The sequence below is a fragment of the Paucibacter sp. JuS9 genome, from assembly GCF_044043925.2.
Classification (GTDB): Bacteria; Pseudomonadota; Gammaproteobacteria; order Burkholderiales; family Burkholderiaceae_C; genus JAUASW01.
In genome coordinates this window covers 4165140-4187210 of the sequence record NZ_CP194172.1, presented here as the reverse complement: position 1 = coordinate 4187210, position 22071 = coordinate 4165140, and the positions used below count along the sequence as shown (strand labels likewise).

The window sequence follows — 22071 nt, the reverse complement described above, 5'->3', positions numbered from 1 at the left end:
GTTCAGAGCTTGAAGTCGTAATCGATCGTCAGCGGCGCATGGTCGCTGAACTTCTGCTCCTTGTAGATCGCGCAGCGCTTGGCAAGGGCGGCGAGCGCGGGCGTGGCGAAGTGGTAGTCCAGCCGCCAGCCCACGTTGTTCGCGTAGGCCTGGCCGCGGTTGCTCCACCAGGTGTAGCAATCGTCCGTCGTGTCGGGCTCCAGCTGGCGATAGACGTCCACCAGGCCCCCCTCGCCGAACAGCTGGGTCAGCCAGGCGCGCTCCTCGGGCAGGAAGCCGGAGTTCTTCTGATTGCTGCGCCAGTTCTTCAGGTCGGCCTGCTGGTGGGCGATGTTGATGTCGCCGACGAGGATGAACTCGCGCTCAGCCTTCAGGGCCATCAGGTGCGGGTACATCAGGGCCAGAAAGCGGAACTTGGCTTGCTGGCGGTCCTCGCCGCTGCTGCCGCTGGGGAAGTAGCAGGAGATGAGGCTGAGCTTGCGGCCGGGCTTGTCGAAGCGCTTCTCGACCCAGCGCCCTTCGGCGTCGAACTCGGGCGAGCCGAAGCCGATGATCAGCTCGCTGGGCTCGTCCCTGGTGTACAGGCCCACACCCGAGTAGCCCTTCTTCTCGGCGTAATGGAAGTGGCCCTGCAGCTTGCCGATGCTGTCGAACTGGCCGTCGACCACATCGGCCTGGGCCTTGACCTCTTGCACGCCAATGGCGTCGGCCCGCTGGGACGGGGCCCAGTCGAAGAAGCCCTTGGTCGAGGCAGAGCGGATGCCGTTCAGGTTGGCGGTGATCAGTTTCATCGGTGCGACTCAAGCGTTGCTGCGCGCGCATTGTGGCAGCGCTGTCCAGCCCCTGTTGCGCGACCGGCACAGCGCTTGAAACAGCCGGCCTTCCGAGGTGACGAGACCAGAGCGCAAGCGCTAGATTCGTCGGGTTTCGTTTGTATCCCCAAGGAGTACCTCATGCAGCATCCCCGCAAGCCTCAAGCACTGAACTTGGCCATCGGCCTGGCCCTGACGGCCTGGCCTCTCTCTGCCGCCCTGGCCCAGGAGGCAAAACCGGCCGAGAAAAACCAGCTCGAGACCGTGGTGATCACCGCCGAGCGCCGGGTCGAGAACATCAAGGACGTGCCCAATGCTGTCTCGACGCTCAGCGGCGAGAAGCTGGAAGTGCTGGCCTCTGGCGGGGAGGACCTGCGCTTCCTGTCCGGCCGCGTGCCCAGCCTGAACATCGAATCGTCCTATGGCCGCGCCTTCCCGCGCTTCTACATTCGCGGCTACGGCAACACCGACTTCCGCCTGAATGCGTCGCAGCCGGTCTCGCTGATCTACGACGACGTGGTGCAGGAAAACCCCATCCTGAAGGGCTTCCCGGTCTTCGACCTGCGCGCGGTCGAGGTGGTGGCCGGCCCGCAGGGGACGCTGTTTGGGCGCAACACGCCTGCCGGCGTGGTCAAGTTCGACTCGGTCCTGCCCTCCAAGAAGCAGGATGGCTATCTCAGCGCGTCTTATGGTTCGCATGGCAGCACCAGCGTCGAAGGCGCATTCAATCTGCCCCTGGGGGGCGATTGGGCGGCGCGCATTTCGGCCCAGGTTCAGCACCGCGACAACTGGGTCAAGAACCAGGTACCCAATGCCGTCACGCCTGAAACCGAAGGTTTTGACGACCGCGCCGTGCGCATCCAGGCGCTCTATGCGCCCAGCAAGGATTTCAGCGTCCTGTTCAACATCCACAACCGCGAGCTCGATGGCAGCCCGCGCATGTTCCGTGCCAGCATCATCAAGCCCGGCACGAATGAGCTGGTGGACGGCTTTGATCCCGCCAAGATGTATATCGACGGCAAGAACGAGCAACGCCTGCATGCCACCGGCGGCAGCATCAAGCTCAAGCTCAATCTGGGCGACGTGACGCTGCATTCGATCAGCGCCATCGAGACCGTCCAGCCGTTCAGCCGCGCCGATGTGGACGGTGGCTACAACGTGCACCTGGGCCCGAACTTCCAGTTGCCGCCCTATGCCAAGGAAGGCGACGTGTTTTTCCCGGTCGAGACATCTGATGCGCTGACGGACCACCGCCAGCTGACCCAGGAGTTCCGTCTCGAGTCCAACGGTCGCGGCCCGCTGCGCTGGCAGGGCGGCGTGTACCTGTTCGACGAGCGCTACACGATGGACCAGATCGACTACTTCGTGCCGCTGCCCGACGGTCGCGTCCTGACGAGCCAGACCAACCGGGCCTATGCCGTGTTCGGCTCGGTCAACTACGACGTGACGGCCGACTTCAAGCTGCGAGCCGGCCTGCGCTACACGCAGGACAAGAAGTCGCTCGCGATCCTGGCCGGCGCGGTGAACGCCACGGCCGGCACCAGTGCAAAGACCGATGACAACAAGGTCAACTGGGACCTGTCAGGCACATATGCCCTGGACAAGCAGACCAATCTGTACGCCCGCGCTGCCACCGGCTTCCGCGCCGCTTCGATTTATCCGGCCAGTGCCTTCGGTCCGCAAAGTCAGGCCCGTCCGGAGAACGTGCTGTCCATGGAATTCGGTGTCAAGAGCGACTTCTGGGAGCGGCGCGCCCGCCTGTCGGCCAGCGCGTTCTCGTACCGCGTCAAGGACCAGCAGCTGACCGCCGTGGGTTCGACCAGCAACACCAACACGCTGCTGAATGCCAGCAAGGCCACGGGCCAGGGCTTCGAGGTGAACCTGGACCTGCTGCCCACCGATCAGCTGATGCTCACCCTGGGCGCCAGCTACAACGACACGAAGCTGAAGGATGCCAGCCTGTACGACGTGCGGGCCGGCAGCGGTGCCGTGCCCATCGGCACGGCGGACTCGCAGGGCCGCTACAGCCTCTACAACAACCCGATGCCCAACGCGCCCAAGTGGATTGCCAACGTGACCGCCCGCTTCAGCATCCCGATGTCGGACGGCAGCGAGTACTTCGTCTATACCGACTGGGCCTATCGCTCCAAGATCAACTTCTTCCTGATGCGATCGGTCGAATTCGTCGGCAAGCCGCTGCTCGAAGGCGGGCTGCGCGTCGGCTACAACTGGGACAACGGCAAGTATGAAGTCGCCGCCTTCGGCCGCAACATCACGAACAAGGTCGTGGTCAACGGAGCGATCGCCTTCAACAACCTGACGGGCTTCATCAACGAGCCGCGGAGCTACGGCGTGCAGTTCAAGGCGCTGTTCTGAGCCCGGGTTCCGCACGCTGAATTGGCCCGCCCCCGCCGGGGCGGGCTTTTTTTCTGCGGCCCGGCCTTCTGCCTACAATGCGCCGACCCCATTCGTGCCCGCCTTGCAATGACTGCTGCCGCCTCCGCCTCGCTCGCCCAGGAATTTGTCGCCTTCGCGGTGGACGCCGGCGTGCTGCGTTTCGGCGAGTTCAAGACCAAGGCCGGCCGCCTGAGCCCCTACTTCTTCAATGCCGGCCTGTTCGACGACGGCGCCAAGCTGGCCCGCCTGGCCGAGTTCTATGCGAAGACGCTGCTGGCCTCGGGTCTGCAGTTCGACATGATCTTCGGCCCCGCCTACAAGGGCATCACGCTGGCGGCAGCCGTGTCCATCGAGCTGGCGCGCCTCGGCCACAACAAACCCTTTGCCTACAACCGCAAGGAAGCCAAGGACCACGGCGAAGGCGGCACGCTTGTCGGCGCCAAGGTGGCGGGCCGCGTTCTCATCATCGACGACGTGATCTCGGCCGGCACCTCGGTGCGCGAGTCCATCGCCATGATCTCCGCCGCCGGTGCCACGCCCTGCGGCGTGACCATCGCGCTGGACCGCCAGGAAAAGGCGGCCGAGAACGGCGTCGACATGGAGTGGAGCGCCGTGCAATACGTCACCAAGAACCTGAACCTGCCGGTGGTGGCCATCGCCGGCCTGGCCGACCTGCTCGACTATCTCCGCAATACCAGCAACCCGGATGTGCAGTCGCATGCCGCGGCCGTGCTGGCCTACCGCCAACGCTACGGGGTCTGATGCGCCATTTGCCCGCTCTCCTGCCGCTGGTCGCCCTCGCTGTTGCGCTGCCCTGCGCCCATGCGCAGGCGCCCGCCGGGGGTGGCAAGGCCATCTACACCTGCACCACGCCAGACGGCCGCAAGCTGACCGGCGACCGCCCGATTGCTGAATGCATGACCCGCGAGCAGCGCGTGCTCAATGCCGACGGCTCGCTGCGCAGTGTGCTGCCACCCACGCTCTCGCTGGAAGAGCGGGCTGCCAAGGAAGAGCAGGACCGCAAGCTGGCGGTCGAGCGCTCGGCCCAGGCCGACGCGGTGCGGCGTGACCGCAATCTGAAATTGCGCTTTCCCAACGAGGCTGCACACAAGCGCGCCCGCGACGCCGCGCTGGACGACGTGAGAACCGCCATGCGCACCTCGGAGCGCCGGCTGCAGGACCTGGCCACCGACCGCAAGCCGCTGACCGACGAGGCCGAGTTCTACGTCGGCAAGCCCCTGCCGCCCAAGCTCAAGCAACAGCTCGATGCCAACGACGCTGCGGCCGAAGCGCAGCGCGTCCTGATCGAGAACCAGAAGGCCGAGCTGGTGCGCGTCAACAAGCTCTACGACCAGGAATTGGCGCGTCTCAAGCGCCTGTGGGCCGGCGCGCCGCTTGGCAGCATTCCTTCCGCCTCGGCCGCGTCGAACTGAGACCGCGGGGCTCAAGAAGAAGGCCCGCTGCAAGCGGGCCTTTTCTCTTGAAGCACGCTGCGCTCAGCGCTTCAAGAGGTTCTGCTGCATGAAGCCGATCATCGAATAGAACAGGTAGTCCTGGTTTTCCTTGCGCTGGAAGCCATGGCCCTCGTTCTCGGCGCGCAGGTACCAGACCGGCGTGCCCTGCTCACGCACCTTGGCCACGATCTGCTCGGCCTCGGTGTACGGCACGCGCGGGTCGTTCTTGCCCTGGACGACGAACAGCGGCTTCTTGATCTTGGCGGCATTGGTCAGCGGCGAGATCTTGTCGAGGAACTCCTTCATCGCCGGGTCGCGCTCATCACCGTACTCGACGCGACGCAGGTCGCGGCGGTAGCTCTCGGTGTTGTTCAGGAAAGTGACGAAGTGCGAGATGCCGACGATGTCGATCGCGCCGACGATGCGCTCCGAATAGTTCGTCGACACGGCCAGCACCATGTAGCCGCCGTAGCTGCCGCCCACCACCATCACGCGGCTGGCATCGAGGTTGGGCTGCGTGGCGATCCAGTCCAGCAGCGCGCCGATGTCCTTGACCGAGTCCTCGCGCTTGAAGCCGTTGTCCAGGTCCAGGAAGGTCTTGCCATAGCCGGTCGAGCCGCGCACGTTCGGCTGGATCATGGCGATGCCCATCTCCTGCACGAAGTAGTTGTTGCGACCGATGAAGCCCATCGTCGACTGGCCTTCCGGCCCGCCATGGATGTTGATCAGCACGGGGCGCTTGCCCGGGAATTTGTCGGCCGGCGGCAGGTTGATCAGGCCGGAGATCTGGCGGCCGTCGAAGCTCTTCCAGCGCACGATCTGCTGGTCGCCGAACTTGGCGGTGTCGATGCTGGGTGGCGCGTAGGCCTTGGTCCATTGCTGAACCTTGCCGGCCTTGTCGACCGAGAAGATCTGGCCCGGGCCTTGCGCGCTGTCCAGCGAGAACATCAGCTCGTTGCGCTGCTTGTCATAGCGCGCGTTGCCCACAGAGCCGGCCGGCAGCCTGGGCGCGGGCAGCGGCTTGAAGCTCTTGGCATCGAAGAAGCGCAGCTCGTCGCGGCCATCGATATTGAACTGCAGCGCCAGCGTCTTGCCATCCTCGGTGATGGTGCCGCCGCTCAGGTCCCAGGGCAGGCCGCTGTCCAGGCGCTCCAGCTTGCCGTCTGCCAGCGTCATGCGGCCGAACTCGCGGAACTCGCTGAACTTGGTCGTGGTGATGAACAGCTGCTTGTTGTCGTGCGTAAAACCGGCTGGCGAATAGCTCGCGCGCTCGGTCTGGCCGGCGGCCGGCAAGACCTGGCGCTTCTCGCCGGTGGCCAGGTCCATGATCCAGATGCGCGACTCGGCGGCCGACACGTACTCGGTCAGCGCCACCTGCTTGTCGTCCCAGGAGATCGAGCCCACGCCCCAGCCACCGCCGGGGAACTCGGTCAGCTTGCGCTTCGCTTCAGGTTTCTCGGGGTCCATGATCCACAGCTGCGTCATCACCTGGGCGCGCGAACCGCCCTGCGCGGTGCGGTCCAGCGGCACCGAAGTGAAGAGCAACTGGCTGCTGTTGTGCAGCCAGCCGTTCAGCGCATGGCGCTGGTCGGGGTCGGTCAGCAGCACCGGCTCCTTGCCCTTGCCGTCCAGGCGGTAGAGCTGTGCCACTTCATTGCCGCCGGTGGCGCGGGCAAACACGATGTAGCGGCCATGCTTGGGCTCGTAGGTGGCGCCGCCGACCGGGTCTTGCGAGTCGGTCAGCTGCTCCAGCTCGCCCATCGGGCTGGCAAGGCGATAGAGCTGGCTGGTATTGGCGCCGGCCTTGCGGTGCGAGACCAGCATTTCGCGCTGGGTCGGATGCCAGCTGACAAAGCCATGGCCACGGAAATCGGCATAGGCGGCGACGGCATCGGCGAGGCTTTGGGGCACGGCCGGAATGCCCTGGACGACCAGGTTGGCATTGGGCGCGAGCACGGCGGCAGCAGGCTTGTCCTGGGCCTGGACCAGGCCGGCGCCGGCCAAGGCCAGCAGCAGCGCCGCCAGGCGCAGGGAAGACAGTGATCGTTGCATCTTGAACTCCCGTACAGCAGAAATGACGAGGGGCCATTCTGACCGCGGTCAGCATGGCCCCTCATAGGTCATGCCCCAGGGCGGGGCATGGCTTCAATCGTCAGTTCGTGGGCTGGATGCCCGCAATCGCCCATTCGCGGCTGCCGTCCAGCGGGCGTGCCAGATGCCAGACTTCATCGAAGCCGCTCGCCGCGTCTTCGCTGCGCTCGCGCACCAGGCCCCAGAAGCGCACGCTGACGACCTGGTTGCCCTGCTCTTCGGCGCGGTCGATCACCGTCGCGTCGAGCTGCAGCACTTCGGTCTGCTGCGTGGCCCCCTTGCGGTCCAGCAGCTCCTGCTGGATCGAGGCATACATCTCGGGCGTGGTGAAGCGGCGCAGGTCGGCCTGGTCGCCGCTGTCATTGGCGGCCTGGAGGCGAATGAAAACCTTTTTGGCCAGTTGGGCGAACTCGGCGTCTTCGCTCGAGACGGCAGCCGTGGCGGCAGCTGCGGCCTCCGGTGCTGCCGCCGCTGCTGCGCCAGAGCCCGCGAAGGGCTGCGGATCCAGGCGTTGCACCGGTGCATAGCCGCTGCCATTGCCGCCAGCGTTGCCACCGGCGAAGGCGGGTTGCTGCGCTTGCTTGGCAGCGCCGAAGCGCCGCACCAGGAAGCCGATCACCAGCATGGCGACCAGGCCGATCAGGACCATGGTCATGATGTTGGCCATGGCGGCGCCGAAGCCGAAGTGGCTGGCCAGCGCCGCCAGGCCCAGGCCAGCGGCGAGGCCGGCGAGCGGACCCATCCACGAGCGCTTGGGAGCCGGGGCGGGCGCTGCAGCAGGAGCCGGCGCGGCGGGCGCTGCCGCGTTCTGCGTCGGGGCAGGTTTGGCCGGGGCAGCCGGTGCCGTCTGCTGCGGCACGGTGCGCTTCATGCCGCCGCCGCCGATGCGCTTGGCGTCAGCGCCAACGCTGCCGAGGCTCAGGCCCACGATGATTGCGCTCAGCACGAGCTTGTTCAGAAAGTTCAACTGGATCTCCGGAAGTCGCCCCGAGAACGGGGCAGAGTACGAAATTGGGGTGAGGGTAGACGATTTCAAGCCTGGCGCACGTCGGCGATGGGCTGGCTGCCAAAGTCAGGGCGGCGCAGATAGGCAATGACCTTGCCCGCCGCCTCGTCGGGGCTCATCAAGGCGCCGCTGGCCTTGAAGTCGATAAAACGCTGCTGCTCGGGGAAGCCCGCCGGGTCGGCCGTGCGCAGCTGGATCTGCATGTCGGTGTCGATCACGCCCGGCGCCAACGAGACGATGCGTGCGCCGTTCGCGCGTTCTGCTTCGTCGAGTGCCATCGAGGCCGAGAGGTTGTCCATGCCGGCCTTGGCGGCGCAATAGGGCGCGCTGCCGGCCATGGCGCGGCGGCCCAGGCCCGAGCTGATGTTGAGGATCTTCAAGGGCACGCCCCAGGCGCGCGTGGCCTGCAGGAAGGCGGCAGACAGCAGCAGCACCGACTCCAGCCCGACACGGATGGCATTCGACAGCTCGGCCAGCGAGGCCTGGTCGATGGGACCGGGCCGCGAGATCACGCCGGCGTTGTTGATCAGGGTCGCGCTGGCAAACGGGCTCTGCTTTCCCAGCCAGTCCTGGAGCCGCTCCGCGGCTTCCAAGGGGTGGGACAGGTCCTGCTGCCAGGGCTCCAGACCGGACACCTCGGGCCCTGCCAGGCGGGCAATACCGATCACGCGGTGCTCCGGGCCGGTGAGTCGGCGGGCGATGGCGGCGCCCATGCCGCGCGAGCTGCCGGTGACGATGAAGAGGTGCTGCTTGCTGTTCATTGCGCGCATGGTACTCAGAACGGCACCGGGCTTTTGATGGTCAGTGCGCCCACCGACAGTTCGCAGGCGTGCAGGAGCAGCCGCTCGGCGCCGGATTCATTGCCATACAGCGCGTCGCCCGCTATCGGGTGGCCGATAGCCATCAGGTGCACGCGCAACTGGTGCGATCGCCCGGTGACGGGCTCCAGCGCCACGCGGGTTCGCTGCCCCTCGTGCGAGAGCGCGCGCCAGCGGGTCAGCGCCGGCTTGCCGGCTGCGTGGTCGATCTTCTGCTTCGGTCGGTTCGGCCAATCGGCAATCAGCGGCAGTTCGATCTCGTGCCAGTTGCCGTCGAGGGGCAGCAAGCCCTCGACGACGGCGACATAGCGCTTGTGCACCCGCCGCTGCATGAATTCGTAGCTGAAAGCGCGCTGCATTTCGGCGCCACGGGCGAACAGCAGGAGGCCGGAGGTGGGCTGATCGAGCCGGTGGACGATCAGTGCATCCGGATAGCGGGCCTGCACGCGCGCGGCGGCGCAGTCCTGCTTGTCTTCACCGCGACCAGGGACGGAGAGCAGGCCGGCTGGTTTGTCGACGACGACGCAGGTCTCGTCGACATGCAGCCAGACCAGCTCGCCTGCTTCTTTCAACCGCCCAACTTCTTCTTCAGAAGCTCGTTGACGACGGTCGGATTGGCCTTGCCCTTGGTCGCCTTCATCGCCTGGCCGACCAGGGCGTTGAAGGCTTTCTCCTTGCCAGAGCGGAACTCTTCCACCGACTTCTGGTTGGCGGCCAGGACTTCGTCGAGGATGCGTTCGATCTCGCCGGTGTCGTTGGACTGCTTCAGGTCCTTGGCGGCAATGATCGCGTCGACATCCGAGCCTTCGCCGGCCCACAGCGCATCGAAGACCTGCTTGGCGGAGTTGTTCGAGATCGTGCCGTCGGTGATGCGGGCGATCAGTTTCGCGAGCAACTCGGCACCGACCGGCGCAGCGTCGATGGCCAGTCCCTCGCTGTTGAGTCGCTTGCTGATCTCGCCCATCACCCAGTTGGCCACCAGCTTGGGCGCGGCACCCGCGGCCTTGGCGGCCTCGTAATAGCGCGCCGTCGCCAGGCTCTGCGTCATCATGGTCGCGTCGTATTCCGGCAGGCCGTCGGCCGACTGGAAACGCGCCGCCATCACGGCGGGCAGCTCGGGCATCTCGCCCTTCACGCGCTCCACCCATTCCGGCGCGATCACCAGCGGCGGCAGATCGGGGTCGGGGAAGTAGCGGTAGTCGGCCGAGTCTTCCTTGCTGCGCATTGCGCGGGTCTCGCCGGTGTCCGGGTTGAACAGCACCGTGGCCTGCTGGATCTTGAGACCGTCCTCGATCTGGTCGATCTGCCAGTTCACCTCGTAGTCCACCGCCTGCAGCAGGTAGCGGAAGCTGTTGAGGTTCTTGATCTCGCGGCGTGTGCCATAGGGCTCGCCGGGCTTGCGCACCGAGACGTTGACGTCGCAGCGGAATGAGCCTTCCTGCATGTTGCCGTCGCAGATGCCGAGCCACATCACCAGCGCATGCAGGGTCTTGGCGTATTCGGCGGCCTCGGCGCCCGAGCGCATGTCGGGTTCGGAGACGATCTCCAGCAGCGGTGTGCCGGCGCGGTTCAGGTCAATGCCGCTCTGGCCGTGATAGTCCTCGTGCAGGCTTTTTCCCGCGTCCTCTTCCAGGTGGGCACGGGTCAGGTTGACCTTGTGCTTCACATCGCCGACAAAGAACTCCACCTGGCCGCCCTGCACCACCGGGATCTCGAACTGGCTGATCTGGTAGCCCTTGGGCAGGTCCGGGTAGAAGTAGTTCTTGCGCGCAAAGATCGACAGTGGCGCGACCTTGGCGCCCACGGCCAGGCCGAAGCGGATGGCCCGCTCGACGGCCGCGCGGTTCAGCACCGGAAGCGTGCCGGGCAGGGCCAGGTCCACGGGCGAGGCCTGCGTGTTCGGCTCGGCGCCGAAGGCCGTGGAGCTGCCGCTGAAGATCTTCGACTGGGTCGAGAGCTGGACGTGGTTCTCGAGGCCGATCACGACCTCGTAGCCACGGATGAGTTTGGGTTTTGTCGTCATTGCGAGATCAGCCTCCGCCGAGCCGCCTCAAGGAGGCTGGCGCCCCCGTGGGGGGCAGCGAACAAAGTGAGCGTGGGGGTCAACATACGTCAGAATCCTGCCGGTGCCTTCTGGTGCCAGTCGGTGGCCTGCTGCAAGGCGTGGGCCGTGTGCAGGAGCTGGCCTTCCTTGAAGTAGTTGCCGATCAATTGAAGACCGACGGGCATGCCGCCTTCGCCAAAGCCCACCGGCACGCTCATGCCGGGCAGGCCAGCCAGCGAGCCGGGCAGGGTGAAGATGTCGGCGAGGTAGGCCTTGACCGGATCGTCCGAGCCCTCGCCCGCCTTCCAGGCCACGCTCGGCGCCACCGGGCCGGCAATCACGTCGCACTGCGCGAAGGCTTGCTGGAAGTCGTCCGCGATCATGCGGCGCAGCTTCTGGGCCTGCAGGTAATAGGCGTCGTAGTAGCCGTGCGAGAGCACATAGCTGCCGATCATGATGCGGCGCTTGACCTCGGGGCCGAAGCCTTCGGCGCGGGTCTTCTTGTACATGTCCAGCAGGTCGGTGTACTTCTCGGCACGGTGGCCGAAGCGCACGCCGTCGAAGCGGCTGAGGTTGGAGCTCGCCTCGGCCGGGGCAATGATGTAGTACACGGGAATGGCCAGTTCGGTGCGTGGCAGGCTCACGTCCACCAGGGTGGCGCCGAGCTTTTCCAGCTCCGCCAGGCCTTGGCGAACGGCGCTGTTCACGTCGGCCGACAAGCCTTGCGGGAAGAATTCAGCAGCGACGCCGATGCGCAGGCCCTTCAAGGGCTGAGCAGCCGTGGCGCCATCGCGTGCCTGCAGCATCTGGGCATGGAAATCCTGCGGCGGCTGCTGCACGCTGGTGGCGTCGCGCTCGTCAAAGCCGCTCATGGCAGACAGCAGCAGCGAGCAGTCTTCGGCCGAACGGGCCATCGGACCGGCCTGGTCCAGGCTGGAGGCGAAGGCGATCATGCCGTAGCGTGAGCACACGCCGTAGGTCGGCTTGATGCCGGTGATGCCGGTGAAGCTGGCTGGCTGGCGGATCGAGCCGCCGGTGTCGGTGCCGGTGCTGGCGGGCACCAGGCGCGCCGCGACAGCCGTGGCAGAGCCGCCGGAGGAGCCGCCGGGCACGCGGCCGGCATCCCAGGGGTTGTGCGCCGGGCCATAGGCCGAGTTCTCGTTGGCCGAGCCCATGGCGAATTCGTCGCAGTTCAGCTTGCCCAGGGCCACGGTGCCGGCTTCGTTCAGCCGGGCCACGACGGTGGCGTCGAAGGGGCTGCGGTAGTTCGCCAGGATCTTGGAACCGGCCGTCGTCGGCATGTCGGCCGTGACGTAGATGTCCTTGTGGGCCAGCGGAATGCCGATCAGGGCGCCGCCGGGTTGTGAACCTTGACCGGCCGCGAGGCGGGCGTCCGCCGCATCGGCACGGGCCAGGGCGGCATCGGCGTCCACATGGAGGAAAGCGCCCAGCGATTCGTGGGCCTGGACGCGAGCCAGCAGGGCCTGCGTCACTTCGCGGCTGGAGGTCTGGCGCTGGCGCAGGGCCTGACCCAGCTCGGCCACGCCCAGTTCATGCAATGGTTTCATGGAGAAGATCCGCTCGCTCTTGTTATTCGATGACCTTGGGCACCAGGAACAGGCCGTCCTCGACCGCCGGTGCGCTTCTCTGATTCAGCTCGCGCTGGTTACTCTCCGATACCTTGTCGTCGCGCAGGCGCAGGTGCACGTCCTGCACGGCCGAGAGGGGGGTGTAGAGCGGCTCGACGCCGCTGGTGTCCACCGCGCTCATCTGCTCGACGATGGAGAAAAAGCCATTGAGCTGCGGGAGCAGCGCGGCCGCTTCGGCCGGGGAAAGTTCCAGCCGCGCCAGATGGGCGATGCGGCTCACGTCGTCGGATGTCAGGGCCATCGGGTGGGGGCTCCAAAGCCTGCGAAAGAAGAGCCCCAAGGGCCTTCCCTCATGCGTAATTTAGGGGGTGATCGGGTATTATCTCCGCTTATCTCCATAGCTACGGGGCTGCCCTACCGGCAAGGTTCAGGCAGCCTCGTTGCATATGGTGCGAACACCGCCCGCGGCCGCCTGGCGTGAAGGTCAACCTCAGGGTGGGCCTCATGCCAAACGACCGCCGTTTCTCGACCCAACAATGCGCCCAGCCAGCAGCGCGACCTCTGCCGCCACAGCGACAGATGCGCCGCGTTGGCATCCAAACACACCATGTTCGCCTCCCTGCGCCGCTACTTTTCCACCGACCTCGCCATTGACCTGGGTACCGCCAACACGCTGATTTACGTCCGCGGCAAAGGCATCGTGCTCGACGAGCCCTCGGTCGTCGCCATCCGTCATGAAGGCGGTTCCAACGGCAAGAAGACCATCCAGGCCGTCGGCCGCGAGGCCAAGGCCATGCTGGGCAAGGTGCCCGGCAATATCGAGGCGATCCGCCCAATGAAGGACGGCGTGATCGCCGACTTCGTGATCACAGAGCAGATGATCAAGCAGTTCATCAAGATGGTGCACGACACCAAGCTGCTGCGCCCCTCGCCTCGCATCATCATCTGCGTGCCCTGCGGCTCTACCCAGGTCGAGAAGCGCGCCATTCGGGATGCCGCCCTCGGCGCTGGCGCCTCCGAAGTGCACCTGATCGAAGAGCCGATGGCCGCGGCCATCGGTGCCGGCCTGCCGGTCTCCGAAGCCTCGGGCTCGATGGTCATCGACATCGGCGGCGGCACCACCGAGGTCGGCGTGATCTCGCTGGGCGGCATGGTCTACAAGGGCTCGGTCCGCGTTGGCGGCGACAAGTTCGACGAAGCCATCATCAACTACATCCGTCGCAACTACGGCATGTTGATCGGCGAGCCCACGGCTGAAGCAATCAAGAAGAACATCGGCTCGGCCTTCCCCGGCTCCGAAGTCAAGGAAATGGAAGTCAAGGGCCGCAACCTCAGCGAAGGCGTGCCGCGCAGCTTCACCATCTCGTCCAACGAGATCCTTGAAGCCCTGACCGACCCGCTGAACCAGATCGTCTCGGCCGTGAAGAACGCGCTGGAGCAGACGCCGCCCGAGCTGGGCGCGGACATCGCCGAACGCGGCATGATGCTGACCGGTGGTGGCGCGCTGCTGCGCGACCTGGACCGCCTGCTGGCCGAGGAAACCGGCCTGCCGGTGCTGGTGGCCGAAGACCCGCTGACCTGCGTGGTGCGCGGTTGCGGCATGGCGCTGGAGCGCATGGAGCGCCTGGGCCTGATCTTCGCCTCCGAGTAATCCCCTCCATGTTCCCGAGCAAGCCGGCACGTTGTACGACGGGCCGGCTTTTCTCCGTTTGGCGCCCATGAGCCTCGGTACCCTAGATCGCAACCCGCCGCCCTTGTTCCGACAGGGTCTGTCGGCCGCCAGCAAGCTGGCGGTCTACGCGGCGCTGGCCATCTTCCTGATGGTGGCCGATGCGCGCTTCAAGCTGACCCAACCTTTGCGCATGGTGCTGGCCACGGCCCTGCATCCGATGCAGCGCGCCTTGCTGGCCCCGGTGGATGCCTGGGAAGCTGGTGGCGACTATCTGCGCGGCATGGAGCGAGCCACCGAGGCCGAGAACCAGGCCAGGCGACAGCTGGTACTGCAGGCCGAGAAGCTTTCGCGTGCCAGCCAGTTGCAGGCCGAGAACGACCGCCTGCGTGCGCTCCTGAAGATCCAGGCAGCGCAATCCGTGCCATCGATGGCGGCGGAGGTGCTTTATGAAGCGGCTGATCCGTACTCGCGCCGCGTCGTCATCGACCACGGCAGCCGCCATGGCGTGCGCGCCGGCGCACCGGTCATCAACGATGCCGGCGTACTGGGTCAGGTCACCCGGGTCTACCTGCTCTCAAGCGAGGTGACCCTGCTGGGCGACAAGGACGCTGCCATTCCCGTGCTCAACAACCGCACGCAGCAGCGTGGCGTTGCCTTTGGCGGCGAGCGCAGCGAAGGTCCGATGGAACTGCGCTTCATGGCCGCCAATGCCGACATCAAGGAAGGCGACCTGCTCTCCACCTCGGGCCTGGACGGCGTCTACCCGCCCGGCCTGCCGGTGGCCACCGTGGCCACCGTCGAGCGCCGTGGCGATACCAGTTTTGCTCGCGTCAGCCTGAAGCCGACCTCGTCGCCGGACGCGGCCCGCCATGTCTTGGTGCTGGAGCCCTTGGCCCTGCACGAAGCCGCGCGCAGCGAAGCCGCGGCAGCCAATTCGGCCGAGGCAGCGAGCGCCGCCCAGCGCAAGGCGGAAATCAAGAGCGATGCCAAGGCCAAGGCCGCCGAAGCACGCGCCGCCGCAGCGAGCAAGCCCGCGCAAGGGGGCGAACGATGATCATGCCGCGCGGCACCGGCCAGCTGCTCCTGCCGGTCAACCCTCTGTTCATCGCCATGAGCCTCTTGTTGGCGCTGATCTTCGACATGGTGCCCATCGGCCGCGTGGCCGCAATGCCCGACCTGCTGGCCCTGGTGCTGGTGTTCTGGAATGTGCACCAGCCGCGCCGCGTGGGCGTGGGCTGGGCCTTCAGCTTCGGACTGCTGGTGGACGTGCACCATGGCGCCTTGCTGGGTCAGCACGCGCTGGCCTACAGCATGCTCAGCTTTGGCGCCGTGGCCCTGCATCGCCGCTTGCTGTGGTTCAAGCTGCGCGAGCAGGCCCTGCATGTGCTGCCGCTTTTCATCGGCGCGCATGCGGTCTCCCTGATCGTGCGCCTGATGGTGGGTGGCATGTGGCCGGGCTGGACGCTGATCTTCGCGCCGCTGATCGAGACGGCGCTGTGGCCCATTGCCACGACCCTCCTGCTCGCGCCGCAGCGCCGGCCGCCCGATCCCGACGCCCACCGTCCGCTGTGAGGCTGGCCTAGCCCGTGACCCTGATTACGAATCTCCACCAGGAGCTGAGCCGCTTCCGCTTGCGCGTGCTGGCGGCCGGCGCCTTCGTGCTCTTCTGCTTCCTCTTGCTGCTGGCGCGCCTGCTCTGGCTGCAGGTGGCGCAGCACAGCGCGCTGCTGGAGCGCGCCGAATCGAACCGCGTGACCGTGGTGCCTATCGTGCCCAACCGCGGCCTGATCAAGGACCGCAACGGTATCGTGCTGGCCAGCAACTATTCGGCCTACACGCTGGAGATCACACCCAGCAAGGTGGTGGACCTGGAAAAGACCATCGACGAGCTGGCCGGCGTGATCGAGATCCAGCCGCGCGACCGCAAGCGCTTCAAGCGACTGATCGAGGAAAGCAAGAACTTCGAGTCGCTGCCGATCCGCACCAAGCTGAGCGATGCGGAGGTGGCGCGCTTTGCCGCGCAACGCTTCCGCTTTCCCGGTGTCGAGATCAAGGCGCGGCTGTTCCGCAACTATCCGCTGGGCGAGATCGGCAGCCACCTGATCGGCTATATCGGCCGCATCAACCAGGCCGAGAAGAAGGCACAGGACGACTGGCCCGAGGAAGACATCGCCAACTACCGCGGCACCGAGTACATCGGCAAGCTGGGCCTGGAGCAGGCCTACGAGCGCGAGCTGCATGGCGTGACCGGCTTCGAGCAGGTCGAGACCAGCGCCGGCGGCAAGGCCGTGCGGCGCCTGGCGCACCGGCCGCCCACGCCGGGCAATACGCTGGTGCTGTCCATCGACATCCGGCTGCAGGCGCTGGTGGAAGAGCTGTTCAAGGACCGGCGTGGCGCGCTCGTGGCCATCGACCCGCGCAATGGCGAGGTGCTGGCCTTTGTTTCCAAGCCAACCTTCGACCCCAATCTCTTCGTCGACGGCATCGATGCCGACAGCTGGCGCGAGCTCAACGAGAACCCCGACAAGCCGCTCCTGAACCGGGCGCTGCGCGGCACCTATCCGCCCGGCTCGACCTTCAAGCCGCTGATGGCGATGGCGGCCTTGAACAGCGGCAAGCGGGCAGCCAATGTGGTCATCATGGACAACCTGAACTACACCTTTGGCAACAAGGTGTTCGGCAGCCCCGAGACCGACCGGGCCGGCCCCAAGGACATGCGCCTGGCCATCGTCAGCTCGTCCAACGTCTACTTCTACAGCCTGGCCAACGAGATGGGCGTGGACCTGATCCACGACCAGCTGGAGCCTTTCGGTCTCGGCCGCAAGACCGACATTGACGTGCAGGGCGAGGTCACCGGCGTGCTGCCCTCGCAGGACTGGAAGCGCCGCTACTTCGCCAAGAACCCGGCCAACCAGAAGTGGTTTGCCGGTGAGACGATCTCGCTGGGCATCGGCCAGGGCTACAACAACTTCACCATGCTGCAGATGGCCAACGCCTACTCCACCATCGCCTCGGGCGGCCAGCGCTTCAAGCCGCGCCTGGTGCGCGAGATCGAGGACGTGGTGCAGCACAAGCAGCGCCGCATGGCCAGCGACGCGCTGCCGCCGCTGCCGCTGAAGCCCGAGCATGTGGAAGTGATCCGCAATGCCATGAACGGCGTGACGCTTGAAGGCACCTCGCGCCAGGTCTTCCTCGGCGCGCCCTACACCAGCGGCGGCAAGACAGGGACGGCCCAGGCCGTGGGCCTGAAGGCCGGCGAGAAGTACAAGGACATCAAGGCCGACGAGCGCAAGCGCGACCATTCGCTCTACGTCGCCTTTGCGCCGGTGGAAGCGCCGACGATCGCGCTGGCCCTGATCGTCGAGAACGCCGGCTGGGGTTCCAGCGGCGCCGCGCCGATCGCCCGCCGCGTGTTCGACTACATGCTGCTGGGCCAGTACCCGAGCGAGGAAGACATCGCGCTGACCCAGCAGGCCAAGACTTACGCACCGGTCGGCACGCCGCGCCGCGCGGTCGATGTGCCTTTGCCTGGTTCATCGGGCGCCCCGGCCGCCGCCAGTGCGCCGGCATCGACAGCCTCTGTGGCCAGTTCGGCGGCATCGGGAGCCTCAAGATGAACGCAGTACTGAGCAAGCCCAGCCTCTTGCGCCGGATGCGGCCCCTGTTTGCCGGCTTCGACGTGCCGCTGCTGCTGGCCATGTTCTGGCTGATGGCGCTGGGCCTGCTGTGCATGTATTCGGCCGGCTATGACCACGGCACGCGCTTCGTCGACCACGCCCGCAACATGTTGCTGGCGCTGGGCGTGATGTTCGTCGTGGCGCAGGCGCCGCCGCAGAAGGTGGCGCGGCTGGCGGTGCCGCTGTACGTCTTCGGCGTGGCGCTGCTGATCGCGGTGGCGCTGTTCGGCATCAGCAAGAAGGGCGCGACCCGCTGGCTCAATATCGGCGTCACGCAGATCCAGCCCTCCGAGCTCCTGAAGATCGCCGTGCCGTTGATGCTGGCCTGGTGGTTCCAGAAGCGCGAGGGTCAGTTACGGTTGCCGGACTTCGTAGCCGCCTTCATCCTGCTGGCCATTCCTGTCGGGCTCGTGGCCAAGCAGCCAGACCTGGGCACGTCGATCCTCGTGCTGGCCGCCGGCCTCTATGTGATCTTCTTCGCCGGCCTGTCCTGGAAGCTGATCGTGCCGGCCGTGGTGGCGGGCGCGCTTGCCATCACGGCCCTGGTGATGAGCGAGGACGCGATCTGCCAGCCCGAGGTCAAATGGCCGGTGCTGCGCGAGTACCAGAAGAACCGCGTCTGCACCCTGCTGGACCCGAGCAAGGACCCGCTGGGCAAGGGCTTCCACATCATCCAGGGCGAGATCGCCATCGGCTCCGGCGGCGTGACCGGCAAGGGCTTCATGAAGGGGACGCAGACCCATCTGGAATTCATCCCCGAGCGCACCACCGACTTTGTGTTCGCCGCCTATGGCGAGGAGTTCGGCCTGATCGGCGCACTGGGCCTGCTGATCGGCTTCACCGCGCTGATCCTGCGCGGGCTCGTCATTGCCAGCGAGGCGCCAACCATGTTCTCAAGACTGCTGGCGGGCGCCATCACCCTGAGCTTCTTCACCTATGTATTCGTCAACATGGGCATGGTCAGCGGCATCCTGCCCGTGGTGGGCGTGCCCTTGCCCTTCATCAGCTATGGCGGCACGGCCATGGTGATGCTGGGCATCAGCCTGGGCCTGCTGATGGGCATTGGCCGCAGCCGCCGCGCATCGCACCATTCCTGAGCTGTTCCCGAGTCACTCCTGAGCGGGCGGCGACAAGGCCTGCTGCGACTGGGCCTGGAAGCGGATCGTGAAGCGGGCGCCGGGCGTTTCGTGGCCGGGCGAGGGGCGGCGTTCGCGGGTGTCGTCCAGCGTCACCTCGGTGCCATGCTGTTGCGCGATCTCGCGCACGATGGCCAGGCCCAGGCCCGAGCCATCCACCTCGGTGCCAAGCGCCCGGTAGAAGGGCTGGAATACCTTCTCGCGCTCGCTTTCGGGAATGCCGGGGCCGGAGTCTTCCACCTGCAGCACGACGACCTGGCCGAACGGGTCTTCCACGACGCGCACCGTCACCGTGCCGCCGTTTGGCGTGTAGAGCAGGGCGTTGTCCACCAGATTGCGTATCAGCTCCCGGATCAGCAGGGGATGGCCCAGCACGCGCAACTGGCTGGCGGCGATCTCCGCGCCTTCATAGCCGAGGTCGATGCGCTTCTCCATCGCGCGGGGCACGAAGTCGCGCACTGTTTCAATGGCCAGGCCTGAGAGATTGACCATGCTGCGGCGCGCGGCATGTTCCTTGTCTTCGGCGCGCGCCATGGCCAGCAGCTGGTTGACCATGTGGGCGGCGCGCTGGCTGGAGAGCGCGATCTGCTGCAGCGAACGCTTCAATTCGGACGGCGAACTGCGGCCTTCATCGATCTCGCGCTGCGCGAACTCGGCTTGCGTGCGCAGGCCGGCCAGCGGTGTCTTCAACTGGTGCGCGGCATCGGCGAGGAAGTGCTTCTGGCTGCTGATTGACTGGTCAAGCCGCGCCAGCAGGTCGTTGATGGCGCGCACCAGTGGCGCCACTTCATCGGGCACGCGGCCTTCGTCGATGGGACTCAGGTCCGAGCTTTCGCGGCGGCGGATGCGGCGCTGCAATTCATTCAGCGGCGCGATACCGCGCGCCAGGGCCAGCCACACCAGCAGCACCGCCAGCGGCAGGATCACGAACTGCGGCAGGATCACGCCCTTGATGATCTCGTTGGTCAGCCGCGAGCGCTTTCCCAGCGTCTCGGCCACCTGGACCAGCATCGTCCGGTTGGCGCCGGTCTGGCCTTCTGGCGCGACCCAGAGATAGGCCACGCGCACGCTCTCGCCGCTGATCTCGTCGTCGCGGAACTGCAGGTCCCAGGGCTGGATGCTCGCGTCGGCCTGAGGCACCGGCAAGGCCTGGTCGCCGCTCAGGTACTCGCCACGCAGGCCTAGCACCTGGTAGTAGACGGTGTCGCTTTCGTCTGCCCGCAAGAGCGCGGCGGCTTCCGCGGAGAGGGCATAGCGAGCCTTGTTCTGCGTGCCGCGCGCCGACTCGGTGGCCACCTGCAGGCCAAGGTTGCGCGCCATCTCGCCGAGCTCGCGGTCGTAGGGCCGGGCGGAAATGCCCTGGGCCACCAGCCAGGTCAAGGCCACGCTGATCGGCCAGATCAGCAGGAGCGGCGCAAGCATCCAATCCAGGATCTCGCCGAACAGCGAGCGGGGCTGTGGTGCGGCGCTCATTGGACGAAGGGTCGATGGCTGCTGCCAGCCATCGGAGAGTCCCGTTCAATCATTCAGCCGGGGATCTTTTCGAGGCAATAGCCGAGGCCGCGCACGGTGGCGATGCGGATCGGCCCCTGCTCGATCTTCTTGCGCAGCCGGTGGATGTAGACCTCGATCGCGTTGTTGCTGACCTCTTCGCCCCATTCGCAGAGGCGCTCCACCAGCTGGTCCTTGCTGACCAGTCTGCCGGCGCGCTGCAAGAGCACTTCGAGCAGCGAAAGCTCGCGCGCCGACAGTTCGATCATCTGTTCGTTGATGTAGGCCACGCGGCCCGTGGCATCGAAGGACAAGGGGCCGTGCTTGATGACCGTGGATGCACTGCCCAGGCCACGACGCGTGAGGGCGCGCACCCGCGCTTCCAGCTCCTGCAGCGAGAAGGGCTTGGCCATGTAGTCGTCGGCGCCCAGGTCCAGGCCTTTGACGCGCTGCTCCACGCTGTCGGCCGCTGTCAGTATCAGCACCGGCACACTGGAGCCACGGCCGCGCAACTTGCGCAGCACCTCCAGCCCATGCAGCTTGGGCAGGCCCAGGTCCAGGATCAGCAGGTCGAACTCATGGGAGGCCAGCGCGGCGTCGGCTTCGCTGCCGCTGCCGACCTGGTCTACCGCATAGCCCGAGGCGCGCAGTGAGCGCAGCAGGCCATCGGCCAGCACTTGGTCGTCTTCAGCGATCAGTATCCGCATGGGCTGTCTCCGTGTTTCCCCCATTCTAGGGAGCAATACATGCTGACAAACCTTGGCAGCAGACCCTGGTTAAACTACTGTACGGATATACAGATTTCGGCTGATAATGCCTTCAGCCCCCAACAGGAGAAAACATGGACGCACCGGTCAAAGCCCTCAACACCGAAAAAGCCAAGGCTCTGCAAGCCGCACTGGCCCAGATCGAAAAGCAGTTCGGCAAGGGTTCGATCATGCGCCTGGGTGAAGGCGAGGTGATCGAAGACATCCAGGTCGTCTCCACCGGCTCGCTGGGCCTGGACATCGCCCTGGGCGTTGGCGGCCTGCCGCGCGGCCGCGTGGTCGAAATCTACGGCCCCGAGTCCTCCGGCAAGACCACGCTCACGCTTCAGGTCATCGCCGAAATGCAAAAGCTCGCCGGCACCTGCGCCTTCATCGACGCCGAGCATGCGCTGGACATCCAGTACGCGCAAAAGCTGGGCGTCAACTTGCAAGAGCTGCTGATCAGCCAGCCCGACACCGGCGAGCAGGCCCTCGAAATCGTCGACGCCCTGGTGCGCTCCGGCTCGGTGGACCTGATCGTGGTCGACTCGGTCGCTGCGCTTACGCCCAAGGCCGAACTCGAAGGCGAAATGGGCGACAGCCTGCCTGGCCTGCAAGCCCGCCTGATGAGCCAGGCTCTGCGCAAGCTCACTGCCACGATCAAGAAGACCAACTGCATGGTCATCTTCATCAACCAGATCCGCATGAAGATTGGCGTGATGTTCGGCAGCCCCGAAACCACCACCGGTGGCAACGCCCTGAAGTTCTACGCCTCGGTGCGCCTCGACATCCGCCGTATCGGCTCGATCAAGAAGGGCGAAGAAGTCATTGGCTCTGAAACCAAGGTCAAGGTCGTCAAGAACAAGGTCTCGCCCCCGTTCAAGACGGCGGAGTTCGACATCCTCTATGGCGAAGGCATCAGCCGCGAGGGCGAAATCATCGATATGGGTGTGAACGCCAAGGTGGTCGAGAAGTCCGGCTCCTGGTACGCCTACAACGGCGAGAAGATCGGCCAGGGCAAGGACAACGCCCGCGAGTTCCTGCGCGAGAACCCCGACGTGGCCGTCGAGATCGAGAACAAGATCCGCGAGTCGGTCGGCATCGCACTGATCAACAGCGTTCCCGGGGCGGAGTAAGC

The 22071-nt window shown here is 66.0% G+C and carries 19 protein-coding genes; 9 read left to right on the top strand and 10 right to left on the bottom strand.

Annotation, left to right across the window (positions count from 1 at the left end; all coding sequences use genetic code 11):
- Nucleotides 1-2: 2 nt before the first annotated feature.
- The gene (locus ABT392_RS18620) at nt 3-791 is read right to left on the bottom strand and encodes an exodeoxyribonuclease III (protein WP_395384972.1); all 789 of its coding nucleotides are present in this window, start codon (nt 789-791) and stop codon (nt 3-5) included.
- 162 nt (nt 792-953) lie between these two features.
- On the opposite strand from ABT392_RS18620, the gene ABT392_RS18615 reads away from it, so the two are divergent.
- The 3 genes from ABT392_RS18615 to ABT392_RS18605 all read left to right on the top strand — a co-directional run bounded on the left by ABT392_RS18615 (nt 954) and on the right by ABT392_RS18605 (nt 4642).
- A complete protein-coding gene (locus ABT392_RS18615) occupies nt 954-3188 on the top strand; it encodes a TonB-dependent receptor (protein ID WP_395384973.1) in 2235 nt (744 codons plus the stop codon).
- A 108-nt stretch (nt 3189-3296) separates the two neighbouring features.
- Entirely contained in the window at nt 3297-3971 is a 675-nt protein-coding gene (gene pyrE / locus ABT392_RS18610; RefSeq protein WP_395384974.1) for an orotate phosphoribosyltransferase, read from the top strand.
- Nucleotides 3971-4642, top strand: coding sequence for a hypothetical protein (locus ABT392_RS18605; protein WP_334279617.1), 672 nt, complete (start codon nt 3971-3973; stop codon nt 4640-4642). The genes pyrE and ABT392_RS18605 overlap by 1 nt, the downstream gene beginning before the upstream one ends.
- A 63-nt stretch (nt 4643-4705) precedes the next feature.
- Here ABT392_RS18605 and ABT392_RS18600 read toward each other — a convergent pair whose 3' ends face one another.
- The 7 genes from ABT392_RS18600 to gatC all read right to left on the bottom strand — a co-directional run bounded on the left by ABT392_RS18600 (nt 4706) and on the right by gatC (nt 12512).
- Entirely contained in the window at nt 4706-6715 is a 2010-nt protein-coding gene (locus tag ABT392_RS18600) for a S9 family peptidase (RefSeq protein WP_395384975.1), read from the bottom strand.
- Between the two features lie 100 nt (nt 6716-6815).
- Nucleotides 6816-7721, bottom strand: coding sequence for a Tim44 domain-containing protein (locus tag ABT392_RS18595; protein WP_334279614.1), 906 nt, complete (start codon nt 7719-7721; stop codon nt 6816-6818).
- A gap of 65 nt (nt 7722-7786) precedes the next feature.
- Nucleotides 7787-8521, bottom strand: a complete 735-nt coding sequence (locus tag ABT392_RS18590) for an SDR family NAD(P)-dependent oxidoreductase (RefSeq protein WP_334279613.1) — start codon at nt 8519-8521, stop codon at nt 7787-7789.
- A 14-nt stretch (nt 8522-8535) separates the two neighbouring features.
- Complete coding sequence (locus tag ABT392_RS18585) at nt 8536-9150, bottom strand: RluA family pseudouridine synthase (RefSeq protein WP_395384976.1); 615 nt, start codon at nt 9148-9150, stop codon at nt 8536-8538.
- Nucleotides 9147-10601, bottom strand: coding sequence for an Asp-tRNA(Asn)/Glu-tRNA(Gln) amidotransferase subunit GatB (gene gatB, locus ABT392_RS18580; RefSeq protein WP_395384977.1), 1455 nt, complete (start codon nt 10599-10601; stop codon nt 9147-9149). The genes ABT392_RS18585 and gatB overlap by 4 nt, the downstream gene beginning before the upstream one ends.
- 89 nt (nt 10602-10690) lie before the next feature.
- On the bottom strand, nt 10691-12190 hold the full coding sequence (gatA, locus tag ABT392_RS18575; protein WP_334279610.1) for an Asp-tRNA(Asn)/Glu-tRNA(Gln) amidotransferase subunit GatA: 1500 nt from the start codon (nt 12188-12190) through the stop codon (nt 10691-10693).
- A gap of 22 nt (nt 12191-12212) precedes the next feature.
- Nucleotides 12213-12512 carry an Asp-tRNA(Asn)/Glu-tRNA(Gln) amidotransferase subunit GatC gene (gene gatC, locus ABT392_RS18570; RefSeq protein WP_334279609.1) on the bottom strand — a complete coding sequence of 100 codons (300 nt, stop codon included), beginning with the start codon at nt 12510-12512 and terminating at the stop codon, nt 12213-12215.
- Nucleotides 12513-12818: 306 nt separating this feature from the next.
- Between gatC and ABT392_RS18565 the strand changes: the two genes are divergently transcribed.
- The 5 genes from ABT392_RS18565 to rodA all read left to right on the top strand — a co-directional run bounded on the left by ABT392_RS18565 (nt 12819) and on the right by rodA (nt 18657).
- Complete coding sequence (locus tag ABT392_RS18565; RefSeq protein WP_334279608.1) at nt 12819-13862, top strand: rod shape-determining protein; 1044 nt, start codon at nt 12819-12821, stop codon at nt 13860-13862.
- A gap of 67 nt (nt 13863-13929) precedes the next feature.
- Nucleotides 13930-14937, top strand: a complete 1008-nt coding sequence (gene mreC, locus ABT392_RS18560; protein WP_334279607.1) for a rod shape-determining protein MreC — start codon at nt 13930-13932, stop codon at nt 14935-14937.
- Entirely contained in the window at nt 14934-15455 is a 522-nt protein-coding gene (mreD, locus tag ABT392_RS18555; protein ID WP_334279606.1) for a rod shape-determining protein MreD, read from the top strand. The genes mreC and mreD overlap by 4 nt, the downstream gene beginning before the upstream one ends.
- A gap of 14 nt (nt 15456-15469) precedes the next feature.
- Nucleotides 15470-17500: a penicillin-binding protein 2 gene (gene mrdA, locus ABT392_RS18550; protein WP_395384978.1), complete on the top strand. Its 2031-nt coding sequence runs from the start codon at nt 15470-15472 to the stop codon at nt 17498-17500.
- Nucleotides 17497-18657 (top strand): rod shape-determining protein RodA, encoded by a 1161-nt coding sequence (gene rodA, locus ABT392_RS18545; RefSeq protein ID WP_334279604.1) that lies wholly within the window; start codon nt 17497-17499, stop codon nt 18655-18657. The genes mrdA and rodA overlap by 4 nt, the downstream gene beginning before the upstream one ends.
- Before the next feature lie 12 nt (nt 18658-18669).
- Here the strand turns inward: rodA and ABT392_RS18540 are convergent, their stop codons facing one another.
- Nucleotides 18670-20169, bottom strand: coding sequence for a sensor histidine kinase (locus ABT392_RS18540; RefSeq protein ID WP_395384979.1), 1500 nt, complete (start codon nt 20167-20169; stop codon nt 18670-18672).
- A gap of 53 nt (nt 20170-20222) precedes the next feature.
- Nucleotides 20223-20894 (bottom strand): response regulator, encoded by a 672-nt coding sequence (locus tag ABT392_RS18535; RefSeq protein WP_282827846.1) that lies wholly within the window; start codon nt 20892-20894, stop codon nt 20223-20225.
- Between the two features lie 134 nt (nt 20895-21028).
- Here ABT392_RS18535 and recA point away from each other — a divergent pair, with 134 nt between their 5' ends.
- The gene (gene recA, locus ABT392_RS18530; protein ID WP_334279602.1) at nt 21029-22069 is read left to right on the top strand and encodes a recombinase RecA; all 1041 of its coding nucleotides are present in this window, start codon (nt 21029-21031) and stop codon (nt 22067-22069) included.
- Nucleotides 22070-22071 lie beyond the last annotated feature (2 nt).